Raw genomic sequence first — 15557 nt, 5'->3', positions numbered from 1 at the left:
AACTCCGGACAAGCGGCGAAAGCTGGGCCGGAGCGCGGCGTAAAGCCACGGCATCACAGCCGCGTGATATCGCCCATCTACTCCGGCTGCCGGTAGGTGACAAAGCGGTTATGCTTGGCTTGGAAGATTAGTCCCGTCTCCTTGAGCTCAGGATCAGCCAGCGGCACGATGCGCTTCGCGATCTCCGAGGGATGCGGCAGCGTTTCCGGATCCTCGCCGGGTACGGCCTGCGCCCGCATCGCAGTGCGCGTCGCACCTGGGTCGGCGGCGTTGACCCTGAGCGGCAGGTTTTCCGTCTCATGCGCCCACGAACGCATCATGGTCTCGACCGCCGCTTTCGACGCTGCGTAGGGGGCCCAGAAGGCGCGTGCCGTATGGGCGGCGTTGGAGGACAGCACGATGGCGCGGCCGGCGTCGGAGAGCCTGAGCAGCGGGTCGACCGAGCGGATCAGCCGCCATGTCGAAGTGACGTTGATGGTCATCACCTTTTCGAAGGTCTTGGCCTCGACATGGCCGATCGGCGAAATGACGCCGAGCACCGCGGCGTTGGCGACCAGTATGTCGAGCTTGCCCCAGCGCTCGTGGATGGCGCCGCCCAGCCGGTCTATCCCCGTCATGTCGGCAAGATCGAGCGGGACCAGCGTCGCCTGTCCGCCACCCGCCTTGATCTGGTCGTCGAGCTCCTCCAATCCGCCGACGGTGCGGGCAACCGCAATCACATGCGCACCAGCGGCGGCAAGTTCCAGGGCGATGAAGTAGCCGATGCCGCGCGAGGCACCGGTGACGACCGCGACGCGGCCGGAGAGGTCAAGGGCAGAAATCATGAGGTCACTCTGAAGATCAAAGGTTACGGAGACCAGCTACTATCATAACCGGTCGGAAACCAGATTCCCCGACGCAGGTAATGGCCGATATTCGGCCTGACATGGTTCTGGTCCAGGGTGTCCAGATCGGGGATGATCTCGATCCTGTAGGCGGTTGGAAATTTTCCGCTGGCAAACAACCGTGTTTTGGCGAGATCTACCGCATCCGTTTCGTCTTCTGCGGTGATGCCGACGCCCATCGGAAAACCGTGGCGGCGTCCTTCTTCAAAATCCAGCCAGAACAGCTTCAGCATTGAAGCAGCGTCTGCTAAGACCCGCCCGCCGCCAACAGCGACAGCGTGCGCACATTGTCGGAGCCTTCGAAATCGGCAAGCCGGGTCGGATACTGGCCGGTGAAGCAGGCATCGCAGAATTGCGGCTGCTCGTTGTCGCGGCTGGCTTCGCCGACGGCGCGGTAGAGCCCGTCGATCGAGAGGAAGCCAAGCGAATCGACGCGGATGAACTCGGCCATCTCCTCCACCGACATGCGCGATGCCAGCAGCTTCGATTTCTCCGGCGTGTCGACGCCGTAAAAGCAGGAGGCGCGCGTCGGCGGCGAGGCAATGCGCATATGCACTTCCTTGGCGCCGGCATCGCGCACCATCTGCACGATCTTCTGGCTGGTGGTGCCGCGCACGATGGAATCGTCGACCAGCACCACACGCTTGCCTTCGATCATGCGGTGATTGGCGTTGTGCTTGAGCTTGACGCCCATGTGGCGGATCGAATCGCCGGGCTGAATAAAGGTACGGCCGACATAATGGTTGCGGATGATGCCGAGCTCGAACGGAATGCCCGCGGCCTGCGAAAAGCCAATTGCCGCCGGGGTGCCCGAATCCGGCACCGGCACGACGATGTCGGCCTCGACGGGGCTTTCCAGCGCCAGCTCGGCGCCGATGCGCTTGCGCACTTCATAGACATTGCGGCCTTCGACCGACGAATCCGGCCGCGCGAAATAAACATATTCGAAAATGCAGAAGCGGGTCTTTTGCGGCTCGAATGGAAACAGGCTCTCGATGCCCTTGCTGGTGACGACGACCATTTCGCCTGGCTTCAGGTCGCGCACGAAACGCGCCCCGATAATGTCGAGTGCGCAGGTCTCCGAGGCGAGGATCCAGGCTCCGTCGAGATCGCCGAGCACCAACGGGCGGATGCCGAGCGGATCGCGGCAGCCGATCATCTTCTTGGCCGTCATCGCCACCAGCGAGAAGGCGCCTTCGACCTGGCGCACCGCATCGATGAAGCGTGAGTTGAGGTCGCGCTCCTTGCTGGTGGCAACCAGATGCAGGAGCGTCTCGGTGTCGGAGGTGGAAGAGAAGATGGCGCCCTGCTTCTGCAGCGCGCGCTGCACGGTCATGGCGTTGGTGAGATTGCCGTTATGGGCGACGGCGAAGCCGCCGTCGGCAAGTTCGGCGAAGAACGGCTGGATGTTGCGCATGCCTGAGCCGCCGGTGGTGGCATAGCGTGTGTGGCCGATGGCACGGTTGCCTTGCAAGCTGTCGATGACACGCTGCTTGGTAAAGGTGTCGCCGATCAGGCCGACATGGCGTTCGACATGGAATTGAGTGCCGTCATAGGAAACGATGCCGGCCGCTTCCTGGCCGCGATGCTGCAGTGCGTGCAGGCCGAGTGTCACGATGGCTGCGGCGTCCTGCCGGCCGAAAATGCCGAACACTCCGCATTCATCATGGAAATGGTCGTCGGCTTCGGCGGAAAGCACGTCGTCTGCGTCTGCCACTGAGTCTGCCATTGGGGCTCAAGCTCCGCTAAAGTCGCCATATAAGGTCATAGCGCATCGAAAGCAACGCACGTCGTGCGGCGTTCACATAATCGACAGTCTTGATGCCCGTCGGTTTGCCGAAATCAGTTTGCCGGCGCCGGATTGGCCGGCGGGGTTGCGGGCGCATTGTCGGCAGGTGGCGCGTCGCTGTCATCGGGTGCCGGAGCGGTGGCGTCGTCGCCGGCGGCAGGTGCTTCCGCTGCAGGCGCGTCGGGGGCCAGAGGCGTCTCGACAGCCGGCTGATTCGGGTTGAGCTTGTTGAGGATGGCGTTTTCCGGATCCTCGGGCAGCAGGCTTTCCACCTTGGCGCCGATCGATTCGAGCAGCGGCCGCGATTTGGCGTTGGCAATCCAGCCTGGAGCCTTGGCGCCGGCCAACCAATTGAAAAACAGCAGCGCGACAGCGACGACCAGGATGCCGCGCGCCGCGCCATAGAGGAAGCCAAGTGTGCGATCGAGCGCACCGATTCTGGAATCGATGATCCAGTCGGCGAGCTTCATGGTGATGACGGAAACGACGATCAGCGCGACAATGAAGACGATACCGGCGGCCGCCGCCATGGCGGCCTTTTCGTTGTCGACATAGGGCTGAATGTAAGGCAGCACCGGCTTGTAGAAGAAGAAGGCCGCCGCCGCCGCAGCTGCCCAGGAGATGATCGACAGGATTTCGCGTGAAAAGCCGCGAACCATGGCCAGCATCGCCGAGACCAGGGTGAAGCCGACGAGAATTCCGTCAAGCAGCGTAATCGGCATGTTTTTCGCCCCACTCCGATCTCTTTTTCACGACTCGACGAGCCGCATCACTCTTGCTCGTCGGCGCGGCTGCGCTGTGAGCCGGCTATGCGCGCCACGAGATCGGCAAGCTCGGTGGGCTGGAAAGCACCGGCTCCTATTCCCCCGACCCCGATACCACCAACAACGTCCTCGCTGCCCAAGGGCAGAACCGCGCTTCCGAAACCCAGCTTTTCGGCTTCCTTGAGGCGCTGCTGCGCATGCGCAACCGGCCTCACCGCACCCGAAAGGCTGATTTCGCCGAAATAGACGCAATCGGCGGGAAGGGCAAGACCGGTGAGCGAGGAAACCAGTGCCGCCGCCACCGCCAGGTCGGCCGCCGGCTCCGAAATGCGGTAGCCGCCGGCAACGTTGAGATAGACGTCGTGCGTGCCGAAGCGGACGCCGCAATGGGCTTCCAGAACCGCCAGGATCATCGACAGCCGGGCACCGTCCCAGCCGACGACGGCGCGGCGCGGTGTGCCGAGCGACGATGGCGCTACGAGCGCCTGGATCTCGACCAGCACCGGCCGTGTGCCTTCCATGCCGGCGAAAACCGCCGCACCCGGCGACTTCGCGTGGCGTTCACCGAGGAAAAGCTCGGACGGGTTGGCGACTTCTCTCAAGCCCTTGTCCGACATTTCGAAGACGCCGATCTCGTCGGTTGGCCCGAATCGATTCTTGACCGTGCGCAGGATGCGGTAGTGGTGGCCGCCTTCGCCTTCGAAATAGAGCACCGCGTCGACCATGTGCTCGACAACGCGTGGGCCGGCGATCTGGCCCTCCTTGGTGACGTGGCCGACCAGAACGATCGCCGCCCCTGTGGACTTTGCGTAGCGGATCATCGCTTGTGCGGCGGCGCGCACCTGGGTCACCGTGCCGGGCGCCGAATCGGCCATGTCGGTCCACAGCGTCTGGATCGAATCGAGAATGACCAAATCCGGCCGCTTGCCATCGGCGATGGTGGCGAGGATGTCCTCGACATTGGTCTCGGCGGCGAGCTCGACCGGGGTGTCGGCGACGCCGAGCCGCTGGGCGCGCAGCCTGATCTGAGCGACGGCTTCTTCACCCGAGACATAGACGATGCGGTGGCCCTTTGCTGCTAGTGCGGCTGCGGCCTGGGTGAGCAGCGTTGACTTGCCGATGCCGGGATCGCCACCGACCAGCAGCGCCGAGCCGCGCACGAAGCCGCCGCCGGTGGCGCGGTCGAGCTCGCCGATGCCGGAGACGATGCGCGGCGCGTCCTCGATATCGCCGGACAGGCTGGTCAGCACCACCGCGCGGCCCTTGCGGGCGTTGCGCATGTTGGCCGGGCCCGAGCCGATGCCGCCTGCCGTGCCTTCTTCGACCAGCGTGTTCCACTCGCCGCAGGCATCGCATTTGCCGGCCCAGCGCTGATGCACGGAGCCGCAATTCTGGCAGATGAACTGGACGCGGGATTTGGCCATCAGTTTATCGATTCCAAGAGATATTTGGGACGATCCCAGTAGACCGGCAGGGCCTCTTCGATTGTATCGAAATGAATGCGGCGCTGTCCGTTTCTCTGAGCCCAATTGTCATATGCCGACCAACACGCATAGATGAATAAATTGACCACGAAGTCGTTCTCTCGCCTGACTTCATCGTGCAACGTCGCCAGCAATCTCATAAGGGCAGTCGAGAGGCGACGATCATTGAGACGATGCATCAAAAGGAATGCGCACCCGATCGCTGCCAGAGAGGTGTCGTGCCGAGATTTGTCCAACGAAAGAGCCAAAAAGCCCAGCAGATCGTTGATGTCAGCGGTCGCTCCCAATTTCCAAACTCGATAAAGACCAGTCACTGCCGCGCTTCGAGAATAGTCGACAACATCCTTGGCAAGGAATTTCCTCACCAATGCAACATTCTCAGACGTCGGTTCGCTCGAGTAGCAAAACACCAATATCGCTGCGTTGGTTTCCAGGCGATAAGCCGACCCTGCGGACTTCAAATAGTCGGTGAGTTGAGAGCGTTCTTCCTCGGAGATTTCGTACGCTTCAAATTTTATCCTCTGATAGATATCGCTAAAATCCAATCGGATGCTCCGCGACCAAACCTACTCAAACCTGTCCGGTATATGATGCTCCTCGGCGAGGTCGGAGAAGCGGGTGAACTCGCCCTGGAAGGCGAGGCTGACCGAACCGGTCGGTCCATGGCGCTGCTTGGCGACGATGACTTCGGCCTTGCCGCGCATCTCGTTCATCTCGTGTTCCCACTTGATGTATTCGTCAGTGCCTGGCTTCGGCTCGCGGTTCTTCAGATAGTATTCCTCGCGGTAGACGAACAGCACCACGTCGGCGTCCTGCTCGATGGAGCCCGATTCGCGCAGATCCGAAAGCTGCGGGCGCTTGTCGTCGCGGCTTTCGACCTGGCGCGACAGCTGCGACAGCGCGATGATCGGCACCGCCAGCTCCTTGGCCAAGGCCTTGAGCCCGGTGGTGATCTCGGTGATTTCCTGAACGCGATTTTGCGATGATTTCGCGCTCGATCCCTGCATCAGCTGGATATAGTCGATGACGATGACGTCGAGGCCACGCTGGCGCTTCAGGCGACGCGCGCGGGCGGACAGCTGAGCGATGGAAATGCCGCCGGTCTGGTCGATGAACAGCGGGATTTTCTGCATGGTCTGCGAGCAGGCGACGAGCTTTTCGAAATCCATCTCGCTGATCTCGCCGCGCCGGATTTTCGACGACGGGATTTCGGTCTGTTCGGAAATGATGCGGGTGGCAAGCTGTTCGGATGACATTTCGAGCGAAAAGAAGCCGACGACGCCGCCATTGGCCGCCTTGAATGAGCCGTCGGCCTGCTGCGCCGGGACATAGGCCTCCGCGATATTGAAGGCGATGTTGGTGGCGAGCGAGGTTTTGCCCATGCCGGGGCGCCCCGCGATGATGATCAGGTCGGACGACTGCAGGCCGCCCATGCGGCGATCGAGGTCGCGCAAGCCGGTGGCGACGCCCGACAAATGCCCGTCGCGCATATAGGCGGCGTTGGCCATGTCGACGGCGGTCTTGACAGCGTCGGTGAAGCTCTCGAAGCCGCCGTCGTAGCGGCCGGTCTCGGCAAGCTCGAACAGGCGCCGCTCGGCATCCTCGATCTGGTCGGAGGGCGACATGTCGACCGGCGCGTCATAGGCGATGTTGACCATATCCTCGCCGACGGTGATCAGGGCGCGCCGCGTGGCGAGATCGTAGATGGCGCGGCCATAATCGGTGGCGTTGACGACGGTGACGGCTTCGACCGCCAGCCGCACCACATATTGCGCCACGGTCATGTCGCCGACCTTCTCGTCTGCCGGCAGGAAGGTCTTCAACGTGATCGGCGTCGCGATCTTGCCCATGCGGATGAGCTCGGCCGCGACCTCGAAGATTTTTCTGTGCAGCGGCTCGTAGAAATGGCCGGACTTCAGGAAGTCGGAGACGCGGTAGAAGGCATCGTTGTTGACCAGTATGGCGCCGAGCAGCGCCTGCTCGGCCTCGATGTTGTTTGGCGCCTCGCGATAGAGCGGTGTTTCCGCGACGCCGAATTTTCGTGCTGCCTCTGCCATGATGTCCCCGGTCCTGATCCCGGTCTCTCGATATCAGAACGAGACAAGTCGGTGATGACTTATCTGCATCAGTCTCCAACCAACCAGCTTTGATGCCCGCGATTCACAGCCAAGATCTTTCGGTGGAAAGAATCTCGATTGACTCGAATCAAGATAGCGAGCCTAGCCGTTCTTGAGTGAGAACAAAACAGGAAAATAGATGCCAGTCATTCCGGCAATGCATCACCCCAGTTCAGTCGTCGCGCGACCTTGAACGTGTCGCCGTCGCGCTTGGTGAACAGTCTTTCGGCAGCATGACCATCCTGTTGGCAAAGCTTCAGCAAGACCTTGCCGGAGCCCGATTTCGGCAGTGCGATCACCCGCGCCCGGGACGGAGCGGCCGGATGGCGGGAGGCGGCGACAAAGATGAATTTCTCGTCCTCCCACGGCACCTCGGCATCCTTGGCCAGCCGGTGCAGGCGCGAGCGGGCGACGCGACGGGCGAAATGGCACCAGTCGGGAGCGACAAGTGGGCAGGGCGCCTCATGCGGGCAGGGCGCCAGCACGTGCGCACCCGCCTCGATCAGCTGCCGGCGTACGGCAAGGATGCGCTGCCAGCCGGCCGGCGTGCCTGGCTCTACGACCAGCAGCGTGTCGGCGGTCAGCTGCCAGAGCTTGTCGACAAGTTTTGCCAGCGATGCCGGCGCGATCTCGTCCAGCACATAGGCTGAGGTCACCAGATCGGCCGGCTCCAGGTCGGCCAGGTCGATGGTGACGTCGCCGGTCCGCCAGGCGGTCCTGGCAGTGACCGCCTCGGCGGCAAGCGCCTCGCCGACGCGTCGCACCGCGGCACCGGCCTCGAGCAGCACCGCCTGTTCGAGATCGGGCCAGAGATCGATTGTGGCCCAAAGCACCGTACCAGGGCCGGCGCCGACATCGAGCAGGGTTTTGGGGAAAAAATCCGGACGTGCCTCGCTGACCGCATCGAGGCTGGCGCGGATGGCGGCATAGGTCGCCGGCAGCCGCGTTGCCAGATAGGCCTTCACGGCTATCTCCTCGGCCATGTGCAGGCGGCCGTCGCGCAACTCGGCGCGGTAGCGGTCCGACAGCGTCCTGGCCGCTTGCTTAAGTATCGGCAACGGCACTCTTTCGAGAAGGCGGTCGACGCCTTGTCTAAGTGGGACGGGCAGTTCCATCGCTTACGCAGCCCGAGGTGCGAGCACGATGACCGAGGCGCCAATGATGCAGATCGCGGCACCGGCAAGGTCCCAGCGGTCTGGGCGCACGCCCTCCGCCAGCCACAGCCAGACCAGCGAGGCGGCAATGTAGATGCCGCCATAGGCGGCATAGGCACGGCCGGCCGCACTGGCGTCGACCAGCGCCAGCAGCCACGCAAATAGCACCAGCGAGACGAGACCGGGCGCCAACCACAGCGGCGACTTGTCCAGCCGCCACCACGCCCAGAACGAAAAGCAGCCGGCGATCTCGGCAAGTGCGGCGGCGCCGTAGAGGAGGCAGGTCATGAAAAAAGGTCCCGCGTTGACGAGACCTTTTCAGCGTGCCAGCCGGCAATGGCAAGCGGCAATGGTGCAATCGCCGGCAGTCTACTCCGGATCCGCCACCTTGCGGCGGCGCGTGGGCTTGGGCGTAGGAGCCTTTTCACGACGTCCAAGATCGCGCATCTCCAGCGCCTTCTCGCAACTGGCCATGTAGTCGCGCGTCATCGGCAGCGTGTCGTTCTTCTTGGCGATCTGAATCTGGAAGATCACCAGATCCTGCCAGCGGAAAGCGGCTTCCGAGGCGGCAAGATAGAACTCCCACATGCGGCAGAAGCGCTCGTCATAAATCGCCTTGGCCTTGTCGCGGTTGGCGGCGAAGCGCTCGCCCCAATGCTTTAGCGTCTCCGCATAATGCAGCCGCAGGACCTCGATATCGGTGACGACGAGCCCCGATTTCTCGATGGCCGGCATCACTTCGGAGAGCGACGGGATGTAGCCGCCGGGGAAGATGTACTTGCGGATGAAGGCGCTGGTTGCCCACGGCACGCCGGAGCGGCCGATCGTGTGCAGCAGCATGACGCCGTCCGGCTTCAGCAGCGTCGCCGACTTGTCGAAGAAGGTGCGGAAATGATTGACGCCGACATGCTCGAACATGCCGACCGAGACGATGCGGTCGAAACGCTCATTGAGCTCGCGATAGTCCTTGAGGTCGAAATGCACCCGGTTTTGCAGGCCTTGCGCATGGGCGCGGTCGGTGGCGACGCCATGCTGCTCGGTCGACAGCGTTACGCCCTGCACGTCGACGTCGAACGCCTTGGCGAGATAGAGGCCAAGCCCGCCCCAGCCAGAGCCGATGTCGAGCACCGTCTGGCCCGCCTTCAGCCTGAGCTTAGCGGCGATATGGCGCTTCTTGGCTGCTTGTGCCTCGTCCAGCGTCATATCCGGCTGCTCGAAATAGGCGCAGGAATATTGCATGTCCTCATCGAGGAAGAGGCGGTAGAGGTCGCCCGACAGATCGTAGTGGCGCTGCACGTTGCGGCGCGCCCGCGACGCCGTATTGATCTGCTGCAAGCGCCGGAAGGCGTGGCGCAGACCCTCGATCGCCTTCGACCAGGTGGCATCGATACCGCCGCTGCCCATATTCTGGAACGCAATGCGCATCACCCCCAGCACGCCGCCCTCGATAATGTCGAGTTCACCGTCCATGTAGGCTTCCGGCACCGCCAGCATCGGGTCGAAAGTGATGGCGCGCTCGGCATGCCTTGTCTTGATATGCATGTGCACCGGCTCGCCGCTGCCGTCACCGAAAGTTACCATCGAGCCTTGCGGCCCTGTCACCTTGAGATTGCCTGTGCGGACCAGGCGGTCGAGAACGCGCTTCAGCAGAATATTCATGACCAATTGTCCCCTCTCGGCCAGACACGCTGTCTTATTCTGCATCAAGATATAGGGGTTCGAAAAGTTCCATTTGGCATAAAAATGCCCGGGTGCGAGGCCCGGGCATTGGTCCAGATAGGTATTAGCCGGCAAATGCCGGCGAACGACGATCAGCTGTTGTCTTCGCCGCCTTCGAACTCCGCATTCGGGTCGAAGAAATTTTCCGGCCGCGCATTGTCGTTGATGTCCTCGCCGTAGATGGCTTCGGCGGTGGTCAGTGTTTCGCCCTTGGCTTGGCGCTCGGCTTCGTCGGCCGTGCGGGCAATGTTGAGGGTGATGGTGACCTCGACTTCCGGGTGCAGCGCGATCGCCACATTGGTGACGCCGATGGTCTTGATCGGCTGGTTGAGAAGGATCTGGTTGCGGTTCACCGAAAAACCTTCCGCCGTCAACAGCTCGGCGATGTCGCGCGTCGACACCGAACCATAGAGCTGACCGGTTTCGCCGGCCGAGCGCACGGCGATGAAGCTCTTGCCGTCGAGCTTTTCAGCAATCTGCGCGGCCTCGGACTTGCGCTCCAGGTTGCGGGCTTCGAGCTGAGCCCGCTGTCCCTCGAACTTCTTCTTGTTACCTTCGTTGGCGCGTAGCGCCTTGCCCTGCGGCAGCAGGAAATTGCGGGCGAACCCGTCCTTGACCTTGACGGTGTCGCCCATCTGGCCGAGCCGGGAAACGCGTTCGAGAAGAATGACTTCCATGGTTTTGTTCCTTCGCTTGGGCGCCTATCCTCAGGATCGGCGCCGAATTGTCTGGAACAGGTCAGGAAGCTGGGGCGTCGCCGCCTGTGTCGCTGTCCTGCCTGTCGCGGCAGTTAGGATCTCTTGACGAAATCCAACCCGGGATTTGGTGTTCGATCCGGCTACGCCCGTCGTGGCCGGTGAAAAAAGAGCGGGCGGCGAACCGCCCGCGTGGATTTTAGCGGACCACGTAGGGCAGCAGGCCGAGGAAGCGGGCGCGCTTGATCGCCTTGGCGAGTTCGCGCTGCTTCTTCTGGCTGACGGCGGTGATGCGCGAAGGCACGATCTTGCCGCGCTCGGAAATGTAGCGCTGCAGAAGCCGTACGTCCTTGTAGTCGATCTTCGGCGCATTGGCGCCGGAGAACGGGCAGGTCTTGCGGCGGCGGTGGAAGGGGCGCCGGGTGGGGATCTGATTGATGTCGACCATTATTCTGCGGCTCCTTCAAAGCCTTCGCGCGGACGGCGCGGGCCACGATCGGCACCGCCATCGCCGAAGCTGCGCGGCGGACGATCACCACGGTCACCGCGATCGCGGTCGCCGAATGAGCGCGGACCGCGATCGCCACGGTCGCCGAAGCCGCCGCGTTCCGAGCGCTCTTCGCGCTTCTGCATCATTGCCGACGGACCTTCCTCATGCGCTTCGACCTTGATGGTCAGGAAACGCAGCACGTCCTCGGACAAGCCCATCTGGCGCTCCATCTCGTTGAGCGCGGCCGGCGGGCAGGTAATGTCCATGAGTGTGTAGTATGCCTTCCGGTTCTTGTTGACCCGGTAGGTGAGGGACTTCAGTCCCCAGTTCTCGACCCGGCCGACGGACCCGCCATTCGCGGTGATGACGCCCTTGTACTGTTCGACAAGCGCATCGACCTGCTGCTGCGAGAGGTCCTGCCGGGCAAGAAACACATGTTCGTATAGAGCCATAGTGTTCGTGCCTTTCTTCGTTTCTCTCCCGGTTCCCGGCGGCAAAAGCCTCTGCAACTTCTCTGACCCGCAATTCTTGCGAAGGCGGGGAAGAAAGGAGCATGACGAGACGGTCGAGAGCGGAGACACGGGAGGCGGAAGCGCTTCCGGCTTCACGCGAAGGTTTCGAAAAACCTCCGGCCCTCCGTTCAGCCCCCAGCAAGGACCGGCAGATTGCGGGCGTCTATACAGGAATTTGGCCGCAAGGCAAGGACAAACGGCTCGACTAGCGCCCTACTTCCCCGCGCGCAATGGGCCTCGATGGCAAGGTTTTGCGGATTTTCTGAAACCGGACCTTAACCACCGTGCGAAGTTCCCGTGCCGGCGGGCGTGGTGTCAACCCGTCGTTCATCATGCGAATGCAAAACGAGCCGGTTCGCGCGAGGCCGGCAGCAAGGCGGTTTTTGGGGGTAAAATGCTTTTCGACAATTTCTGCCGTTCGAAGAGCGGCAACTTTGCCCTGATGCTTGCGTTCGGGCTGCCTGCGGTTCTGACGGCCGTCGCCTTTGCCGTGGATGTGTCCACCTTGATGAGGGCCAAGGTCAGCTTGCAGAACGCGCTCGACGCCGCGAACCTTGCATCTTCGCATCTCGGCGACATCGACGCCACGCGCAAGGACGTCTTCGATCGCTATTTCCAGACCAATGTCGCCGGCCACAGCGAGTTGAGGAACGCCGAAGCAACCCTCACTGTCGAAAGGGGCCTTAACTTCATCCAGACAAGGGCTGTCGCCACCGCGGATGCCAATTTGAACTTCGCGTTCCTGTTCGGCAACGACAAGCGCATCACCGTCGATGCCGGCGCGGTCGAATCGACCAATCAGCTCGAAGTGGTGCTGGTGCTCGACAATACCGGGTCGATGGCCAGCAACGATCGCATCGGCGCATTGCGAACGGCGGCGACGGCCTTGATCGATATGCTCGAAGCGGCGAAGTCGCCGACGCGCAGTGTGCGTGTCGCGGTGGTGCCGTTCGTCACCGCGGTCAACGTCAAGGGCGAGGACTACGATCCGGCCTGGATCGACATGGCCGGCAAATCGCCGAACAACGGCGCCAATTTCCCATTGGTCGGCGGCAAGCGCGTCAACCACATGGACTTGTTCAAGCAATTGGCTGTCGAATGGCGGGGTTGCGTCGAAGCGCGGCCCGGAGCCAATAATGGTTCCGACATTTCGCCCGACCAAAACAAACCGGACACCCTGTTCGTACCGTATTTCGCGCCGGACGATCCAGGGAACGCCAAAAGCCCGAACAGTTCCTACGGCAATTCGGCGACCGGCTACAACAATTCCTATCTCGACGACACCGTCGCCACCCTGCTTCCCGGTCTCACAAGCGACATGGCGAAGTACAGTGTTTCAACGATGAAGCTGATCAACGACAAGAAAGGCCCACTGACGATCGGCCCAAACCGAGCCTGTCCGACGCCGATAGTGCCGTTGACCGACGATTTCGACAAATTGCGCAGCGCCGTCGGCGAGATGATCGAATGGAACGGTTCGGGCACCAATGTTTCCGAAGGGCTGTCCTGGGGGATGCGGGTACTCTCGCCGGAACCGCCTTACAGTGACGGCGCGCCTTTCAGGACGTCGGGCACGACCAAAACTGTGCTGCTGCTGACCGACGGCGAAAATGTTGTCTATGGCGCGAAGGATACGCCACAGAAGTCGGACTATGGTTCCTACGGGTTCCTGGCCTCGGGTCGGTTCGGATCCAGCGACCAGACCGCGGCCGCGCGCAATGTCGACGACTGGACAACTAATGTGTGCAACACGTTAGAGAAGCAGGACGTGCAGATCTTCACAGTGCTGCTGCAGGCCGACACCGCAGCCAACCGCAAGCTCTACGAGGCCTGCGCATCGTCGCCGTCGAATTATTACCCGACCAACGACGTCAGTCAGCTTGAAAGCGTCTTCCTGAAGATCGGAAGCTCGATTTCGCAACTGCACTTGACGAACTGAACGACGTCAGCCGCTCTACGGCCGTTCCGCCGCCGCTGCTCAACTCGTATGCGCAGCCACTTTGCCCGTGGTCTCGGGGAAGAAATCGGGCGCCGCATGGCGCTTGCCGAACATCATGTCGTATTGCAGCAGACGGAAGTCGCGGATTGCCGGGTCGATCTCTTTCTGACGCGACCAATCGGGGGTGGCGTCGCCCCCCGGTGCCAACAGCAAATTGCGGTCGATGACGCGGTAGCGCTCCCGCAACTGGCCGAGGAAGCCAGTGTAATAGGGATGGCTGATGCCGGCCGTCTTCAGGATATGGTAGGGCAGGAAGGCCGGGCTGACGGCGCCCAGATCCTCGGCCGGCCCGCTGCGGTTCGACCAGACGATCAGCGGCGTCTGGTGGTGCAGCAGCATCTGGTCGGCCGCCTCCTTGCGCGGCGCGACATTGTCCTTCAGGAAACCGGTCTCGACGTAGACCGGCCCAAGCGGCGGCAGATGGTCGCCGAAGAAGGCGATGACCGTCGGCCGCTCGCGTGTCTTCGCCCATTCGATCAGCCGCTCAAGGCCGCGGTCCGCATCGGAAGAGCCTTCGGCGTAGCTCAACAGCGATTCACGCGCCCATTGGCTGATCGGCGCCTGCACCTTGTGGGTCGGATTGTTATAGCGATACGGCTCATACGGTCCGTGGTTCTGCAGGCTGACGGCGAAAAAGAAGACCGGCTCGGCACTGGTATCGGCCTCGTGGATGATCTCGTCGGTCATCGCGGCGTCCGACGCGAGCGGTCCGCGTTTTTGCATGGGCGGCAGCGTCTCCTCGGACTTGAAGTCGTTGAAGCCGAAATCGGCATAGACGGCTCCCCGGTTCCAGAACCAGTTGGTGCCGGGATGGATGGCGCGTGTCCGGTAGCCCTGGCTTTTCAGGAAGGTGGCGAGCGAGGGGGTCGGTGTCCGCACATATTGCTGGTAGGGAATGCTGCCCGCCGGCAGGAAGGCGTTGGAAAAGCCGGTCAGGGCCTCGAACTCGATGTTGGCCGTCATGCCGCCGAATTCGGGCGAGAACATATAGCCCGAGCGCAGTGCCCGCACATTGGGGATCGGATCGGGCGTGATGGTGACGCCGGGCAGCTTGGTCGGATCCCAGAACGATTCGCTCATGACGACGATGATGTCGGGCTTCTCGGCAGGTATCGAGGCCGTCACCTGCGGTTTGCCGATCGCCGCGATCGCCTTGCCGGAATAGCCGGGCGGCGCCGAGACATGGGCCATCGGGACGTTCAGCGCGAAGGCGAGCGCAAAACCGTTCGAGGCATAGTTTTCCTTCTGGTCCCACATGATCGGGATGATCTGCAGCCGGTCGCGCGTCCACGAGAAAGTGGCATAGTCCATGATGGAGACGAAGAAGGCGATCAGCGGCACCGTCAGCGTCAGCCGGGCAAGGCGGCCCTTGTGGCTGAGCGACGGAACGCGGCGGCGCCATAGCCGCCAGCAATAGACGAGCAGCGACAGCCCGCCGACGATGCCGATCGCCAGGGCAATGGCGGTTCCCGGGCGATCGCGCACCAGGAGCGGCATCAGTGCCACGATCTGCCGGGAATAGAGGAAATCGGTCGGATAGAGCGGATCGCCGAGATAGAGCGACTTCTGGTGGCCGACGAACGCCAGCGACAACGTCAGCGGCGCGACGATCATCAGGCTCTGATGGCTGCGGCCAAGCACGGCGTCGAGGCCGATGAGGATCAGCGCAAAAATAATGATTGTGGTCCAGCCGGGTTTGAAGGGCTGCAGAAAGAAGTCGATGGTGCCGGCAAAGTTGCCGCGCACGATCAGTTCGATGGCGAACACCAGGATGGCCGCGGCCAGCAAGCTGATAAGGCCATAGCGGATGACAGGCCATTTGCGCGCCGGCAGATAGCCGGTGGATGGATCGCCTTCGAGAAACTGTGGCGCGGCCTCGGCTGCGCTGTTCTTGGTCTTTGCCACTTCAATAGTTCCCCGGCCCGCAACAAAAGCGTCACTCGACTGTCA

15 protein-coding genes are annotated in these 15557 nt (G+C 62.3%); 1 reads left to right on the top strand and 14 read right to left on the bottom strand.

Annotated features, from left to right (window positions below; all coding sequences use genetic code 11):
- Nucleotides 1-77: 77 nt before the first annotated feature.
- The 13 genes from NKJ94_RS22285 to rpsF all read right to left on the bottom strand — a co-directional run bounded on the left by NKJ94_RS22285 (nucleotide 78) and on the right by rpsF (nucleotide 11548).
- Nucleotides 78-824, bottom strand: a complete 747-nt coding sequence (locus NKJ94_RS22285; protein ID WP_352527862.1) for an SDR family NAD(P)-dependent oxidoreductase — start codon at nucleotides 822-824, stop codon at nucleotides 78-80.
- A gap of 23 nt (nucleotides 825-847) precedes the next feature.
- Complete coding sequence (locus tag NKJ94_RS22280) at nucleotides 848-1117, bottom strand: hypothetical protein (RefSeq protein WP_352527860.1); 270 nt, start codon at nucleotides 1115-1117, stop codon at nucleotides 848-850.
- Nucleotides 1118-1131: 14 nt separating this feature from the next.
- On the bottom strand, nucleotides 1132-2601 hold the full coding sequence (gene purF, locus NKJ94_RS22275) for an amidophosphoribosyltransferase (protein WP_352527858.1): 1470 nt from the start codon (nucleotides 2599-2601) through the stop codon (nucleotides 1132-1134).
- Nucleotides 2602-2726: 125 nt separating this feature from the next.
- Entirely contained in the window at nucleotides 2727-3395 is a 669-nt protein-coding gene (locus NKJ94_RS22270) for a CvpA family protein (protein WP_352527856.1), read from the bottom strand.
- 47 nt (nucleotides 3396-3442) lie between these two features.
- Entirely contained in the window at nucleotides 3443-4861 is a 1419-nt protein-coding gene (radA, locus tag NKJ94_RS22265; protein WP_352527854.1) for a DNA repair protein RadA, read from the bottom strand.
- Nucleotides 4861-5466, bottom strand: a complete 606-nt coding sequence (locus NKJ94_RS22260) for a hypothetical protein (protein WP_352527852.1) — start codon at nucleotides 5464-5466, stop codon at nucleotides 4861-4863. Before NKJ94_RS22260 ends, radA begins: the two co-directional genes overlap by 1 nt.
- 21 nt (nucleotides 5467-5487) lie before the next feature.
- A complete protein-coding gene (locus NKJ94_RS22255) occupies nucleotides 5488-6978 on the bottom strand; it encodes a replicative DNA helicase (protein ID WP_352527850.1) in 1491 nt (496 codons plus the stop codon).
- Nucleotides 6979-7184: 206 nt separating this feature from the next.
- Nucleotides 7185-8153, bottom strand: coding sequence for a small ribosomal subunit Rsm22 family protein (locus NKJ94_RS22250; RefSeq protein ID WP_352527848.1), 969 nt, complete (start codon nucleotides 8151-8153; stop codon nucleotides 7185-7187).
- A 3-nt stretch (nucleotides 8154-8156) separates the two neighbouring features.
- The gene (locus tag NKJ94_RS22245; RefSeq protein WP_352527846.1) at nucleotides 8157-8480 is read right to left on the bottom strand and encodes a YnfA family protein; all 324 of its coding nucleotides are present in this window, start codon (nucleotides 8478-8480) and stop codon (nucleotides 8157-8159) included.
- An 81-nt stretch (nucleotides 8481-8561) separates the two neighbouring features.
- Nucleotides 8562-9851 carry a cyclopropane fatty acid synthase gene (locus tag NKJ94_RS22240; RefSeq protein WP_352527844.1) on the bottom strand — a complete coding sequence of 430 codons (1290 nt, stop codon included), beginning with the start codon at nucleotides 9849-9851 and terminating at the stop codon, nucleotides 8562-8564.
- A gap of 152 nt (nucleotides 9852-10003) precedes the next feature.
- Nucleotides 10004-10588, bottom strand: coding sequence for a 50S ribosomal protein L9 (rplI, locus tag NKJ94_RS22235; RefSeq protein ID WP_352527842.1), 585 nt, complete (start codon nucleotides 10586-10588; stop codon nucleotides 10004-10006).
- Nucleotides 10589-10805: 217 nt separating this feature from the next.
- Nucleotides 10806-11054: a 30S ribosomal protein S18 gene (rpsR, locus tag NKJ94_RS22230; RefSeq protein WP_006203718.1), complete on the bottom strand. Its 249-nt coding sequence runs from the start codon at nucleotides 11052-11054 to the stop codon at nucleotides 10806-10808.
- Nucleotides 11054-11548 (bottom strand): 30S ribosomal protein S6, encoded by a 495-nt coding sequence (rpsF, locus tag NKJ94_RS22225; RefSeq protein WP_352527840.1) that lies wholly within the window; start codon nucleotides 11546-11548, stop codon nucleotides 11054-11056. Before rpsF ends, rpsR begins: the two co-directional genes overlap by 1 nt.
- A gap of 454 nt (nucleotides 11549-12002) precedes the next feature.
- Between rpsF and NKJ94_RS22220 the strand changes: the two genes are divergently transcribed.
- Complete coding sequence (locus tag NKJ94_RS22220; protein WP_352527838.1) at nucleotides 12003-13547, top strand: pilus assembly protein TadG-related protein; 1545 nt, start codon at nucleotides 12003-12005, stop codon at nucleotides 13545-13547.
- Nucleotides 13548-13586: 39 nt separating this feature from the next.
- Here the strand turns inward: NKJ94_RS22220 and NKJ94_RS22215 are convergent, their stop codons facing one another.
- Nucleotides 13587-15512, bottom strand: a complete 1926-nt coding sequence (locus NKJ94_RS22215; RefSeq protein ID WP_352527836.1) for an LTA synthase family protein — start codon at nucleotides 15510-15512, stop codon at nucleotides 13587-13589.
- Nucleotides 15513-15557 lie beyond the last annotated feature (45 nt).

Origin of the sequence: Mesorhizobium sp. M0060, from assembly GCF_040323155.1 — a bacterium.
In the GTDB taxonomy this organism is placed as follows: domain Bacteria; phylum Pseudomonadota; class Alphaproteobacteria; order Rhizobiales; family Rhizobiaceae; genus Mesorhizobium.
This window is presented reverse-complemented; position numbering and strand designations above follow the sequence as displayed.